General features: G+C 56.6%; 13 protein-coding genes. 6 read left to right on the forward strand and 7 right to left on the reverse strand.

The window, feature by feature from the left end; all coding sequences use genetic code 11:
• Nucleotides 1-108: 108 nt before the first annotated feature.
• Nucleotides 109-1110, forward strand: a complete 1002-nt coding sequence (hemB, locus tag GQE98_RS10515) for a porphobilinogen synthase (protein WP_161315592.1) — start codon at nucleotides 109-111, stop codon at nucleotides 1108-1110.
• Nucleotides 1111-1122: 12 nt separating this feature from the next.
• Here the strand turns inward: hemB and GQE98_RS10520 are convergent, their stop codons facing one another.
• Together GQE98_RS10520 and GQE98_RS10525 are read right to left on the reverse strand one after the other, a co-directional pair.
• Complete coding sequence (locus tag GQE98_RS10520; protein ID WP_161315593.1) at nucleotides 1123-1869, reverse strand: SDR family oxidoreductase; 747 nt, start codon at nucleotides 1867-1869, stop codon at nucleotides 1123-1125.
• Entirely contained in the window at nucleotides 1869-3026 is a 1158-nt protein-coding gene (locus tag GQE98_RS10525; RefSeq protein WP_161315594.1) for a trans-sulfuration enzyme family protein, read from the reverse strand. The genes GQE98_RS10520 and GQE98_RS10525 overlap by 1 nt, the downstream gene beginning before the upstream one ends.
• Before the next feature lie 85 nt (nucleotides 3027-3111).
• On the opposite strand from GQE98_RS10525, the gene GQE98_RS10530 reads away from it, so the two are divergent.
• The gene (locus tag GQE98_RS10530; protein WP_161315595.1) at nucleotides 3112-3510 is read left to right on the forward strand and encodes a CAP domain-containing protein; all 399 of its coding nucleotides are present in this window, start codon (nucleotides 3112-3114) and stop codon (nucleotides 3508-3510) included.
• 2 nt (nucleotides 3511-3512) lie between these two features.
• Here the strand turns inward: GQE98_RS10530 and GQE98_RS10535 are convergent, their stop codons facing one another.
• Together GQE98_RS10535 and GQE98_RS10540 are read right to left on the reverse strand one after the other, a co-directional pair.
• Nucleotides 3513-4391: an NAD(P)-dependent oxidoreductase gene (locus tag GQE98_RS10535; protein ID WP_161315596.1), complete on the reverse strand. Its 879-nt coding sequence runs from the start codon at nucleotides 4389-4391 to the stop codon at nucleotides 3513-3515.
• A gap of 103 nt (nucleotides 4392-4494) precedes the next feature.
• Nucleotides 4495-4968, reverse strand: a complete 474-nt coding sequence (locus GQE98_RS10540) for a flavin reductase family protein (RefSeq protein WP_161315597.1) — start codon at nucleotides 4966-4968, stop codon at nucleotides 4495-4497.
• 248 nt (nucleotides 4969-5216) lie between these two features.
• On the opposite strand from GQE98_RS10540, the gene motA reads away from it, so the two are divergent.
• On the forward strand, nucleotides 5217-6074 hold the full coding sequence (motA, locus tag GQE98_RS10545; protein WP_161315598.1) for a flagellar motor stator protein MotA: 858 nt from the start codon (nucleotides 5217-5219) through the stop codon (nucleotides 6072-6074).
• A 29-nt stretch (nucleotides 6075-6103) separates the two neighbouring features.
• Entirely contained in the window at nucleotides 6104-6997 is an 894-nt protein-coding gene (gene motB, locus GQE98_RS10550; RefSeq protein ID WP_161315599.1) for a flagellar motor protein MotB, read from the forward strand.
• Between the two features lies 1 nt (nucleotide 6998).
• Here the strand turns inward: motB and GQE98_RS10555 are convergent, their stop codons facing one another.
• Together GQE98_RS10555 and GQE98_RS10560 are read right to left on the reverse strand one after the other, a co-directional pair.
• Entirely contained in the window at nucleotides 6999-7775 is a 777-nt protein-coding gene (locus tag GQE98_RS10555) for a class I SAM-dependent methyltransferase (protein WP_161315600.1), read from the reverse strand.
• A gap of 9 nt (nucleotides 7776-7784) precedes the next feature.
• Complete coding sequence (locus tag GQE98_RS10560) at nucleotides 7785-8987, reverse strand: MFS transporter (protein ID WP_161315601.1); 1203 nt, start codon at nucleotides 8985-8987, stop codon at nucleotides 7785-7787.
• Nucleotides 8988-9118: 131 nt separating this feature from the next.
• Between GQE98_RS10560 and GQE98_RS10565 the strand changes: the two genes are divergently transcribed.
• Entirely contained in the window at nucleotides 9119-9631 is a 513-nt protein-coding gene (locus GQE98_RS10565; RefSeq protein ID WP_161315602.1) for an RDD family protein, read from the forward strand.
• Here the strand turns inward: GQE98_RS10565 and GQE98_RS10570 are convergent.
• Nucleotides 9626-10888, reverse strand: a complete 1263-nt coding sequence (locus tag GQE98_RS10570; RefSeq protein WP_161315603.1) for an NAD(P)/FAD-dependent oxidoreductase — start codon at nucleotides 10886-10888, stop codon at nucleotides 9626-9628. The two genes, GQE98_RS10565 and GQE98_RS10570, sit on opposite strands and share 6 nt — an antisense overlap.
• Nucleotides 10889-11038: 150 nt before the next feature.
• On the opposite strand from GQE98_RS10570, the gene GQE98_RS10575 reads away from it, so the two are divergent.
• Nucleotides 11039-12898: an SLC13 family permease gene (locus GQE98_RS10575; RefSeq protein WP_161315604.1), complete on the forward strand. Its 1860-nt coding sequence runs from the start codon at nucleotides 11039-11041 to the stop codon at nucleotides 12896-12898.
• Nucleotides 12899-12950: the final 52 nt, after the last annotated feature.

Consider the following 12950-nt stretch of genomic DNA (forward strand, 5'->3'; position numbering starts at 1 on the left):
AATGATCTACCAAACGATCGTTAGGTTTAAAAATTTGCGACCCGGCCCGCATAGGGATAATATGCCGCGAAATATTATCATCGATGCGACAAAAGCAGGAATCCTTTCATGAAAACCCTTGCGCCCCATTTCCCCCGCACCCGCATGCGCCGGGTTCGCCGAACCGACTGGTCCCGACGTCTGGTGGCGGAAAACGCTCTCTCGCCGAATGACCTGATCTGGCCGGTGTTTGTGCATGAAGGGGAAAATCTGGCGATTGATGTGCCCTCCATGCCGGGGGTCAAGCGGCTCAGCCTCGATCTTTTGAAGGTCGCCGCGAAGGAGGCCCATGATCTCGGCATCCCTGCTATCGCGCTGTTCCCGGCGGTTGAACAGCATCTGAAATCAGAAGACGGGCGCGAGGCCCTGAACAAGGACAATATCATCTGCAAGGCGATCAAGGCGATCAAGGACGCTGTGCCGGAAATGGGCGTGCTCTGCGATGTCGCACTCGATCCCTTCACCACCCATGGACAGGATGGCCTGGTAGAGGATGGCTATGTGGTCAATGACCCGACCCTTGATGTGCTGATCGGGCAGACTCTCAACCAGGTGGAAGCCGGCTGCGATATCATTGCCCCATCGGACATGATGGACGGACGCATTGGCGCTATCCGCGATGCACTGGAACAGGAGGGACATCGCGATATCCTGATCATGTCTTATGCGGCGAAATATGCGTCGGGCTTTTATGGCCCCTTCCGCGATGCCGTGGGTTCCACTGGCAATCTCGGCATTGGCGACAAGCGCACCTACCAGATGAACCCGGCGAATACCGACGAGGCGTTGCGCGAGGTTGCCCTCGATATCAATGAGGGTGCGGATATGGTCATGGTCAAGCCGGGCATGCCCTATCTTGATATCTGCCGGCGGGTGAAGGATGAGTTTGGCGTGCCGACCTACGCCTATCAGGTCTCAGGCGAATATGCGATGCTCGCGGGCGCGGGGCTGAACGGCTGGCTGGATCGCGATAAAGTCGTGATGGAAAGCCTGCTCTGCTTCAAGCGTGCAGGCTGCGACGGCATCCTGACCTATTTCGCCATAGAGGCCGCCCAAAAGCTGCAAGGCTAAGTATCACGCGACCTATCGGCCGCCGGACACATCAATCAGCGATCCGGTGACATAGCTCGACTTGTCAGAGAGCAGCCAGAGGACCGTATCGGCAATTTCCCCGGCCTCGCCGCCGCGCTGCATCGGCACCATGGACTTGACCCTGTCAACGCGGCCCGGCTCCCCGCCGCTGGCGTGGATATCCGTATAGATCACGCCGGGGCGCACCGCATTCACGCGAATGCCTTCCGCTGCGACTTCCTTCGCAAGACCTATCGTCATGGTATCGATTGCCGCCTTGGATGCAGCGTAATCCACATATTCGCCGGGGCTGCCCAGCTTGGCCGCGACGGAGGAAATATTAACGATCCCCCCGCCTTTCCCGCCATGGGCGGTTGACAGGCGCTTCACCGCCTCCCGCGCACAAAGGAACGGCCCGGTGATATTGGTGGTGAACATGCGTTCAAGCCGGTTGAGGCTCATCCCCTCAACTTTCGATGCCGTATCAACGATACCGGCGTTATTGACCAGCGCTGCCAGTGGGGCAAGCTCCCGATCAGTGGTCTCAAACATACGGAGGATATCGGCCTCTTTCGTCATGTCGGCCTGCACCGTGATGGCCTTGCCGCCTGTCGCCTCAATCTCGGACACGACGTCTCCCGCCGCCGCCGCGTTATGGGCATAATTCACACAGACCTGATAGCCCGCCTTCGCCGCGCCAAGGGAGATAGCCCGGCCAATCCCCCGGCTGCCGCCGGTCACAATGACAGATCGTTCCATTAGGTATTCCTTCCCTCTAATGCCTGCTCGATATCCGCAACCAGATCATCTGCGCTTTCAATCCCGATGGAAAGACGCAAGAGATCGGGCGGGCAAGGCGTGCCCTCTCCTTCGATACTCGCGCGATGCTCGACAAGGCTTTCGACACCCCCCAAAGACGTCGCCCGCTTGAACAGCTTGAGCCGTGCCGCAACTGCCATCGCCGCCTCCGTACCACCCTCGATGCAGAGGCTCATCATGCCACCGAAACCGCCTTTCATCTGCCGCGCCGCAATGGCGTGACCCTCATGCGATTCGAGACCGGGATAAAGCACAGCGCGGATACCCTTCGCCTGCTCAGAATGCCTGGCGATGGCCATGGCATTCTGGGATGCGCGCTCAACCCGCAAATGCAGGGTCCGCATCCCGCGCAGGAGGAGCCAAGCCTCAAACGGACCGGGGATAGCACCGCCCGCCTTCCGGTTGACCTGCACCCGCGCCCAGAAGTCATCCTCAGCGGCCGTGATCAACGCACCGGCCAGCACATCAGAATGACCATTGAGATACTTCGTCGCCGAATGCATGACGATATCTGCCCCGAGTTTGAGCGGATTGGTCAGCAGCGGTGTCGCTACCGTATTATCCACCGCAAGATGCGCCCCCGCCTCCTTCGCGACCCGCGCCCATTCGGCAATATCATCCACCACCCAGGTCGGGTTGGCCGGGGTTTCAAGCCAAAGCAGCTTCGTCTTGCCGGGAATGACCGCCGCCTCCAGTGCCGGGATATCGCCATTCGGCACGAAGGAAACCTCCAGCTTCCATTCCTTTGCCACGGTCAGCAGCCAGTTGCGAAAGCTCCAGTACATGACCGCAGGGGCGATCATATGATCACCGGGACGAAGCGCCTGTACCACGGCAAGCGCTGCCGACATGCCCGACGAAAACAGCAGTGCCTCCCGGCCGCCTTCAAGAGCGCACAGTAGTTGTTCGGGCAGCTCGTAATTCGGATTTTGATCGCGGCTATAGACCCGGCCGGTGGGGTAACTGCCGTCGGCCTCCCGCTCATAGGTCGTACCGGGATAAATGCCGGGAATCACGCTTTTATAGGCCGGATCGACTGCGCCCAGCGCCTGAGCGATATTTGTTGCCGAGCTAATCGACTTTTTTTCATCCGTCATAGCGGAATTTCCTCACAAAATGGCCAACTGTCACGTTTTAATAATGATCATTCATATATTGAAATGCAAAAACAGGGGAGTCCCCATGAGCCTGATAGCAGATGTCATCGACTGTCTGAATGCGGAGCGCGACCAGGTCAGCCTGCCCGCCCTCGCCCCAAATGACCTTCTGATGCAGACTGCCCGGGAACATGCGGAATTCATGGACCAAAAACAAGTATTATCTCATACCGGCGCGGACGGATCGACCTTCGGTCAGCGTATTCAAGGCACCGGATATAACTTCTCCGCCGCCGCAGAGAATGTCGCCCTCGGCGCGTTCGATGCGGCGGGCGTGGTAACGCTGTGGATGAACAGCCCGCCGCACCGCGCCAATATCCTCAATGACAAGGTCACGGATGTTGGCCTCGGCATTTCGCCTGCCCATCCAGAAGCGGCGAAGGTCAGCCGTTACTGGTCCCTCTCCCTCGCCGCCCCGCTCTAGCCTTATGTGTTCAGCTTGCGAAGTCGCGTGATCAGGCTGGACGTATCCCAGCGATTGCCGCCCATATTCTGGACATCGGCATAATACTGATCGACCAGCGCGGTGTTCGGCAGGCTCGCACCGATCTGGTCACCGGTCTTGAGACAGATCCCGAGATCCTTGCGCATCCAGTCAACGGCAAAGCCGTAATCGAATTTATCGGCGATCATCGTCTTGTAGCGGTTTTCCATCTGCCAGCTTTGCGCCGCGCCCTTGGAAATCACCTCAATTACCTTCTCTGCGTTCAGCCCGGCCTTTTCGGCAAAGTGGATGCCTTCTGAAAGGCCCTGCACCACACCGGCGATGCAGATCTGGTTGACCATCTTGGTGAGCTGTCCCGCCCCCACGTCGCCCATCAGCATGCAAGCCTGTGAATAGGCATCGATGGGCGTGCTGGCGCGATCAAAGTCCGCCTGCGCCCCGCCGCACATAACAGTGAGTACGCCGTTTTCCGCGCCAGCCTGACCGCCAGAGACCGGAGCATCGACAAAACCGATGCCCTTTTCCTTGGCGATCGCGGCGAGTTCGCGCGCCACCTCGGACGAGGCGGTGGTGTGATCAACGAAGATGGAGCCTGCCTTCATGCTGGCGAGAATGCCGGTCTCCCCCAGCACGACACTACGTAGATCGTCATCATTGCCAACGCAGACCATGACGAAATCCGCCCCTTCCGCCGCTTTGGCCGGGGTATCCGCAAAAGACCCGCCATATTCCGCGACCCATTTTTCCGCCTTGGCGGTGGTGCGGTTATAGACCGTCATCTCATAGCCCGCTTTTTGCAAGAAGCCCGCCATCGGATACCCCATGACGCCAAGCCCGATAAATGCTGCTTTTTCTCCCATATCCACCCGTCTCCTGAAAAATAATTCAGACTCAGTTGTAGCGTCTCGCGGGTCCGGTTGAAAGGCCCAACGAGGAATTTTTCAGCTGGTGGAATTTACCCGGTTAGAGCGTGTGGTATTGGCCCTTGTGGAAGAGAAGCGCCTGCTCCTTCTCGCCCATGCGGACATCGGTCACCCGACAGATAAAAACTGCATGATCGCCCGCCTCATGCACCGCGAAAGTTTCACATTCGAAGACTGCAAGGCTTTCCTTAAAGACAGGGCTGCCGTTTCTCCCCTTGATATGGTCAATCCTTTCAAACCGGTTGTCCCGCGCCATGGAAAAACGGTCGGAGAGATGACGCTGATCCGGCGTCAGGATGTTAACGGCGAACTTTCCGCTGCTTAAAAATTCCTGGCAATGGCCACCGACATGGGCGAGGCTGAACAGAACCAGCGGCGGATCAAGAGAGACGGAACTGAAGGAGTTTACGGTCACGCCAAGTGGCTCGCCCGTCACGCTGCGTGACGTGACAACCGTAATACCCGTGGCGAAACACCCCAATGCATTTCTAAATTCTCTGGCGTCAAAGCCCATGCGCAATCGGTACCTGTATGCAAAAAATACGCGCTCTGTTAAGCAATCGGCGGCACTTTCCCATAATTGGCCGGCGAAATCACCCATTTTCTTGCCATAAATACCATCATCCAGAATTCAGGCCAAATCGGTAGAAAGAGGCTGTCCAATAAAAACTTCGTAAAATTACACACGGTTTATTAACCATTCTCAGGGCAAAATCGGCGCTTAAATCCTTGGAAATGATCGTTTAGGGACGTCTGTAAAATATGTTTTGGATAATTGGTATTGTTGTGACATTCGGCTCCGTTGCCGGTGGTTATGCCCCGCACGGCAGTTTTGCCGTTCTGTTCCAGCCGCTTGAATACCTGATTATTCTCGGCGCGGGGGTCGGGGCCTTCCTGCAGTCCAACCCGAAATGGGTGATCTTTGGATTTCTGAAGTCCTTTGGCAAGCTGATGAAGGGTGCGCCGCATGACAAGAAATCCTATACCGAACTATTGACCCTGCTCTACGCCCTGTTCAAGCTGTCCAAGACCAAGGGAATGATTGCCCTGGAGCCGCATATCGAGAACCCGCATGAAAGTGAGCTGTTCCAGCACTTCCCGAGCTTCTCCAAAAATCACCACGCGGTTGATTTCGTCTGTGACTACCTCCGGCTGATGACCATGGGGACTGAAAATCCGCATGAGCTCGAAGCGTTGATGGATCAGGATATCGAGACACATCATAATGAGGGACATGCCATCTCCGGCGCGGTAACCGCCCTGGGTGAGGCCCTCCCCGCCTTCGGCATTGTCGCCGCCGTGCTGGGTGTGATCATTACCATGGGTTCCATCGCCGAGCCGCCGGAAGTTCTCGGCGGCCTGATTGCGGCTGCGCTCGTCGGTACCTTCTTCGGTATATTCGTGGCCTATGGTCTCTTCTCTCCCATGGGCAAAAATCTTGAGCAGTTCACCGACGCCGACAGCAAGTATTTCGAATGCATCAAGCAGGGCCTGCTCGCTCATCTGCAGGGATATGCCCCCGCCGTCTCGGTCGAGTTTGCCCGCAAGACCCTCTATAATCATGAGCGCCCGACCTTCATTGAACTGGAAGAAGCCTGCAATGAAGCGCCAGCCGTCTAACAATTTCGTTGAAAGCGTAAGAGTGTTCCATGGCGGATGACATTGCCCCGATAATTATCAAGAAGGTCAAGAAAGGCGGCCATGGCGCCCATGGCGGTGCCTGGAAGGTGGCCTATGCCGACTTTGTGACCGCGATGATGGCCTTCTTCCTGCTGCTCTGGTTGTTGAATGTGACAACAACCGAGCAAAAGGAAGGGCTGTCCGACTACTTTGCCCCGACGACGGCCAGCATCAGCCAGTCCGGCGCGGGCGGCATGCTCGGCGGAAAAAGCATGCAAACCGAAGGGGCGCAAGTCTCAAACCTCGGCGTCCCGTCCGCTGTTTCCAGCATCACTCCCCCGGAAAACGGGCGCAAGGACGAGAGTAAGGAAGAGCAAAAGACCCGAGAAATGGAAGAAGCCGAGCTGCTGGCCAAGCTGGCAGAGATCGAGGAGGCCAGCTTTGAGCAGGCACGCGAAAAGATCCGCCAGGCCATCAGCAAGAACCCCGAGCTCTCTGGCCTCAAGGATCATGTGATAATCGACATGACGCCGGAGGGGCTGCGCATCCAGATCGTTGACCAGTTCAACGACAGCATGTTTGAAAACGGCAGCGCAAAAATCACGCCACGGGTTCGGTCCCTGATCGGGATGATCGCCAAATCAATTGAAGAATTGCCGAACAGTCTGTCGATCAGCGGCCATACGGACAGTTCGTCCTTTAACGCCCGTGACTATTCAAACTGGGAACTGTCGTCGGATCGTGCCAACGCCAGCCGACGCGCCCTTCTTGAATCCGGGCTGAAGCCTGACCGCATAGAGAAAGTTGCCGGACGGGCCGATACGGATCCGCTTATTTCTGACGATCCGTCAAATCCCGGCAACCGCCGGATCAGTATTGTTTTGCTCCGTGAAACACCGGTTCTACCCGCGAACCTGAAATAGGCTACATCCGCCAGATCAGCAACTTCGTCTGGCGCCGATCCGCAACCTTGATGATTTTATCGGGACGGTGGCCCGGCACCTCGAAACTGTTGCTGATAAACAGGCTACCTGGTTTCATTTCCTTTTTCGCCTTCTCGTATAGTCGCGGCATCGGCACCGGCGAGAGGAAACAATAAATCACATCATACCCGGACAGATCCTCGCGGAAGATATCGCGAAAGCGATAATCGAGGTTACGTCCCCCAACAATCTTCCCGATCATCCAGGAAAGCGCGAAAGGAAGCGGCGCCGTCTCCAGCCCGGTAAAACGCGCATCCGGCATTTTTTGCGCAAGATAGCGGAGTGTCCCGCCGAGACCGCTTCCCAGATCCGTGACATGGAGCCCCTTCTTCTTCGGAAGCAGTTTCAAGATAGCCTCCGACGTGGTGCGATTGGTCAGAAACAAAGGTACCCGGCCCACCGCTACATTCCAGAAGACAAGAACCAGCAGCACGAGGATGACCGGGAAAATCCAGCTTGGCAGGTTTAGCGCAAGGGCAAATAACAGAAGCGGCGGCGCAATCACCTGCCCAATCACCCAGGGCGCGGAAAATCCGAATCCCCGTGTGATGATCCCGGCGATAAGCCCCTGCGACAGCGATAGCCAGAGCAGTGGAACGGGATAATCAAGAACCCCTTCAAGAGGGGATCGGAGCAAATAAATCCCGCCGAAGACCACCAACTGAATAGCGATCGCCGCGAAGACAGGTGATCTTTCCCTGTTTGGTAATGCCGCCATCTCTGCCCGTTACCCGCCCGCTGCCTGAGCCCGCTGGACCGGCATATTTTCCCTGATCGGCCAGTGCAACAGGCCAGAGATAATGCCAAGTGCCACGCTCATCCACCAGACGATATCATAAGAGCCGTACAGGTCGAAGGCGAGGCCGCCAATATACGCCCCGAGAAACGCGCCAATCTGATGACCGAAGAAGACGAAGCCGAATAGCGTCGTCATATATTTTGGCCCGAACATGACCGCCACCAGCCCCGAAGTCAGCGGCACAGTGGACAACCAGAGCAGGCCGAGCACGCCCGCGAACACAAGGATGGTCACCGGGCTGATCGGGATGAGGATGAAGGCGACAAACAGCGCCGCGCGCAAGAAATAAAGCGTACTGAGGAGATATTTCTTCGAATATTTTCCGCCGAGATATCCGGACGCCAGCGACCCGACCACGTTAAACAGCCCGACCACGGATAAGGCAATCGCGCCATATTCCGGCGCCACATTCATGTCCACAATATAGGCGGGCAGATGCACGGCGACGAAAGTGACATGAAAACCGCATACGAAAAAGCCGAAGAACAGGAGCCAGTAACTGCCATTCCCCGCTGCTTCCCGGATTGCGGCAGAAAGACTGGCCGCCCCGGCGGTGGCGCTATCGGAGGCTTTGCCGGTAACGAAGGCGGCGGCCGGTATCATCAGCAAAACACACACGCCAAGCAGGATGAGCGCCATGGACCAGCCATAATTTCCAATAAATGCCTGCCCCAGCGGGACCATCAGGAACTGGCCTAGGCTTCCCGCCGCACCGACAATCCCGAGCGCCATGGACCGTTTTTCTTCCGGTACAGCACGCCCGACCGAGCCTATCACGACCCCGAACCCGGTACCGGAGAGCCCCATACCGATCATTAGTCCGGCAGTGAGATGCAGCTCCGTCGCGCTGCCTGTCTGCGACATCAGGAACAGTCCCGAGGCGTAGACCAAACCGGAAACCAGTAACGTTCTGCCAGAGCCGTATTTGTCGGCAATTGCCGAGGCGAAAGGCTGCGACAGTCCCCAGACGATATTTTGAATGGCGAGGGCAAGGGCGAACACTTCCCGCCCCCAGCCGAATTCGCTGGAGACCGGCTCCAGGAAAAGGCCGAATGCGGCGCGGGCGCCGATGGCGAGCAAACTGATCAATCCACCAGCCAGCACAAGAATGAGGATGGGCCGTGACTGCATGTTTCTTCCTCTATCGTTCCATTCCGCCGCGCCCGGAAACAGCAATGGATCATTGTATTTCAACCGACAAGTACCATTTACAAAATAATTGCGATACCACTTGTTTTGAACGAAAAAGGATTTCGTCCGCGATGAAAGATCAGAACGGCCCGTTGATTGACCTCTCCCCAATCGAGGGAAACGACCAGAAACGCAGGCCCGCCAGCGACATATTTAATCCCGATGATTATGAATCGATCCGTCTGCGGCGCATTTTCGCCTATGCCATCGACGTCCTATGTATCGCCGTTATTTCCGTGGCGGCCGCCTTCGCTGCAACGCTGATCGGGGTCATTACCTTAGGTGTATTGACTCCCCTGCTCGTGCTTATTCTGGCGGCAATCCCACTCATCTATCATACCCTGCTGGTCGGCGGACCCGGAAATGCGACAATCGGCATGCGATTTATGAATATCCGGATGGAACGGATGGATGGCGGCGCGCCGGATTACCTGGTTGCACTCATTCACGCCGCGATCTTCTATTTCACCCTGGCCGCCACATCATCGCTGATTTTGCTGGTCTCGCTGTTTAATCCGCGGGGTCGCCTGTTGCAGGATTATCTTGTCAATACAGTGATCCGGCGTATTCCGCTCCACTCATAGGGCATCCTTTAGCTCGTAATACAGCCGGGCAATCGATAACAGCGGAACGCGCAGCGCGGTCCCTCCTGGAAAGGGTTTGTGCGGAATACGCGCAAATACATCAAAGCGCTCCGCATCGCCACCGATGGCCTCGGCGAGCAGGCGCCCGACAATCGCCGAGAGGGGCACCCCCTGCCCGGAATATCCATGGGCATAGTAAATATTACGCCCCTTACGTCCCACATCCGGCAGCATAACGCGCGTGACCGCGACTTTTCCGCCCCAGACGTAATCGATTTTCACATCTTCCATCTGCGGGAAGGTAACCAGCATATTCTCCCGAACTGCCGCCCCCGCCATCTCCCGCTTGCTGATCAGCTTATCCTGCCCGCCATAAAGCAGGCGATGATCCGCCGACATCCGGAAGTAATCAAGATTGAAATTCGTATCCGAGACGCAAGCTTCCGTCTTCATCAAGGATCGCGCCCGCTTCTCACCAAGGGGTTCCGTCGCCACGATGCAGGCGTCAACGGGAATGATCTTCGCCGCCAGGGAATGGTCCAGATCGGCAAGATAGGCATTCCCGGCAAGGATCACATAGCGTGCCTTCACCGACCCTTCCGCCGTGGTGACAAGAGGCGACGTCCCTTCCCTGACTTCCAGAACACGGGAGTTTTCATAAATCGTGACGCCAGCATCCTGCGCCGCCTTACCAAGGCCGAGGGCATAATTCAACGGGTGAAGATGCCCACCTGACGAATCGAGGAGACCGCCGCAAAACCGCTCGGTCTCCAGAAATCCACCCATTTCCTCCGGCTCAATCCATTGATACTGGTTGTACCCATAGTATTTCTCACAATGAGCCTTTTCTTCCAGCAACCAATCTCGATGGCGGGGCTTGACGGCGGCATAAAGCTCTCCCGCCTTCAGGTCGCAGTCTATGTTATGGCGGGCAATCCTGTCTTTCAGCAGACGGATCGCCTCGACAGACAGGTCCCAGAGGCGGGCCGCATCGTCTGCCCCGACCAGTGCCTCCGTATCAATCATCCCCGGCGAATAGCCTGTAGCGATCTGGCCGCCATTGCGTCCCGATGCACCAAAACCGATCCGCTCAGCCTCCAGCACGACGACTGAAAACCCGGCCTCGGCCAGGTCAAGCGCAGCACAAAGCCCGGTATATCCAGCGCCAACAATACAGACATCCGTATTCTGCGCGCCCTTCAGCCGCGGATATTCGGCGCGTGCGGCCGCGGAAGCATCATAATAAGAGAGGTTCATCCTGGCTTTTCTTCAAAGATATTCGGTCATCCAGCAATAACAACAGGCTTGCAAGATCTGAGACAATCCTCATGATGCAAATGTCGGACTAATTCCGACGCGAAGCTTTTACTCCGACATGGTAAAACAGCAAGGAAAATATTACGGCCCATGGAAATAGTTGGATCTGTATTTCATATTTGGGCGGTTTTCGCCCTTATTGCTGTTGCAATTTTCGCCTTTGCCAATGAGCAGATCGAGCTGGAAATCTCCTCTATCGCTGTTATCGCCGCGTTATTGCTGCTGTTTCATTTCTATCCAATGGTGGATGATGCGGGAAATAATCTGCTGACCCCCACCCAGATTCTCGCAGGTATTGCCGATCCGGCCCTGATCACGGTTCTCTCCTTGCTGGTTGTCGGTCAGGGGATTGTTCGTACCGGCGCACTGGAGCAACCAATCCGCCGTCTTGTCGCCCTTCGACGCCATCACCCCATTCTCGCCATCGCGGTCGTGTTGACAACCGTTCTGGTCATCAGCGCCTTTATGAACAATACGCCGGTTGTTGTCATCTTCATCCCGCTGATGACCGCGCTTGCCGAACGAATGCACCGATCCACCTCGACATTAATGATTCCCTTGAGCTATGCCTCCATTCTCGGCGGCATGACCACCTTGATCGGCTCCTCGACCAACCTATTGGTCATGGCCGCGGCAGTGCAGGCCGGACAGCCAAAAATAAACTTCTTTGATTTTACGGTGCCGGGCGCGGTTCTTGCCTTTTTCGGGCTTATTTATGCTTTGGTGGTGATCCCGCGCATTCTACCGGACCGGACGTCCATGAAGGGAGAAGTCATGGATGTGTCCGGCAAGCAGTTCATCGTTCAGATGGAAGTTGCTCCGGATAGCCCGCTGGTTGGTGAGGAAGCGGTCGCGGGCCAGTTCCCGAGCCTGCGAAACATCACGATCCGGTTCATTCAGCGCGGGGAGCATGTCCTGCTGCCGCCCTTTGACAGCCTTAGCCTGAAACCCTCAGACGCCGTGGTGTTCGCCGGAACCCGCAAATCCATTACCGAGGCTTTCGCCGATAATCCGCAAATATTGCAGGGCTTTCTGGAACCGGACAGCCCCAATGCGGAAGCCAGCGCAGAACTTGGCGGCGCCGCACAGGATCAGACGCTGGCAGAAGCTGTTGTCGCCCCGGCGTCACGCATGATCGGGCGGGCGCTTTATCAGATCAGCTTCCATTATCGTACCCGCTGCGTTGTCATCGGCATTCAGCGTCGCTCGCGCATGATCCGGACCAGCCGAATGACGGACATCCGCCTTGAAGCCGGTGACGTCCTGCTTATTCTGGGAAATCGCTCGGATATCATGCGACTTCGCAACAACCCGGATGTCCTGCTGCTGGAATGGTCGGCACGCGAACTGCCGGCCACAGCCCTTGCCTGGCGGGCACGGTTTATTTTCGGCGCCGTCGTTGTTTGTGCAGCAACCGGCCTGTTGCCTATCGTGGTGGCCGCTGTCTGCGGTGCGGTCGCGATGGTGATCAGCGGATGCCTGAATGTTTATCAGGCAAGCCGGTCCATTGACCGCCGTATCCTGTTACTCATAGGGGCGGCTCTCGGCCTTGGGGCGGCCATGCAGGCAACCGGCGGCGCGAGCTATCTTGCCCATGGTGTTCTCACGCTTATGGCCGGGGCTGACCCAAGCGTTATTCTTTCGGCCTTTTTCCTGCTGGTTGCTGTCTTTACAAACATTCTCAGCAATAACGCGACGGCCGTCCTGTTTACCCCGATCGGGATCAGTATTGCCCGGGAACTTGGCATCGATCCGATGATCTTTGTCTTTGCCGTAATCTTTGCCGCAAACTGTTCCTTTGCCACCCCGATGGGCTATCAAACGAATCTTCTTGTCATGGGCCCCGGGCACTATAAATTTATTGATTTTTTCAAGGCTGGTGCGCCGCTTGTGGTGCTGCTTTGGATCATTTTTTCGCTTTTCGCGCCATTTTATTATGGTTTGATGTAGATTCACGACATTTATTTCACCGCGCTATTTGCGAAGCAACCAATTCGCGTTA

The sequence above is a fragment of the Sneathiella litorea genome, assembly GCF_009882915.1.
GTDB classification, from domain to species: domain Bacteria; phylum Pseudomonadota; class Alphaproteobacteria; order Sneathiellales; family Sneathiellaceae; genus Sneathiella; species Sneathiella litorea.

What these genes read in the sequence shown, in the direction of transcription:
- hemB (WP_161315592.1), top strand. Translation starts at nt 109, where the DNA reads ATGAAAACCCTTGCGCCCCATTTCCCCCGCACCCGCATGCGCCGGGTT.
- GQE98_RS10520 (WP_161315593.1), bottom strand. Translation starts at nt 1,869, where the DNA reads ATGGAACGATCTGTCATTGTGACCGGCGGCAGCCGGGGGATTGGCCGG.
- GQE98_RS10525 (WP_161315594.1), bottom strand. Translation starts at nt 3,026, where the DNA reads ATGACGGATGAAAAAAAGTCGATTAGCTCGGCAACAAATATCGCTCAG.
- GQE98_RS10530 (WP_161315595.1), top strand. Translation starts at nt 3,112, where the DNA reads ATGAGCCTGATAGCAGATGTCATCGACTGTCTGAATGCGGAGCGCGAC.
- GQE98_RS10535 (WP_161315596.1), bottom strand. Translation starts at nt 4,391, where the DNA reads ATGGGAGAAAAAGCAGCATTTATCGGGCTTGGCGTCATGGGGTATCCG.
- GQE98_RS10540 (WP_161315597.1), bottom strand. Translation starts at nt 4,968, where the DNA reads ATGGGCTTTGACGCCAGAGAATTTAGAAATGCATTGGGGTGTTTCGCC.
- motA (WP_161315598.1), top strand. Translation starts at nt 5,217, where the DNA reads ATGTTTTGGATAATTGGTATTGTTGTGACATTCGGCTCCGTTGCCGGT.
- motB (WP_161315599.1), top strand. Translation starts at nt 6,104, where the DNA reads ATGGCGGATGACATTGCCCCGATAATTATCAAGAAGGTCAAGAAAGGC.
- GQE98_RS10555 (WP_161315600.1), bottom strand. Translation starts at nt 7,775, where the DNA reads ATGGCGGCATTACCAAACAGGGAAAGATCACCTGTCTTCGCGGCGATC.
- GQE98_RS10560 (WP_161315601.1), bottom strand. Translation starts at nt 8,987, where the DNA reads ATGCAGTCACGGCCCATCCTCATTCTTGTGCTGGCTGGTGGATTGATC.
- GQE98_RS10565 (WP_161315602.1), top strand. Translation starts at nt 9,119, where the DNA reads ATGAAAGATCAGAACGGCCCGTTGATTGACCTCTCCCCAATCGAGGGA.
- GQE98_RS10570 (WP_161315603.1), bottom strand. Translation starts at nt 10,888, where the DNA reads ATGAACCTCTCTTATTATGATGCTTCCGCGGCCGCACGCGCCGAATAT.
- GQE98_RS10575 (WP_161315604.1), top strand. Translation starts at nt 11,039, where the DNA reads ATGGAAATAGTTGGATCTGTATTTCATATTTGGGCGGTTTTCGCCCTT.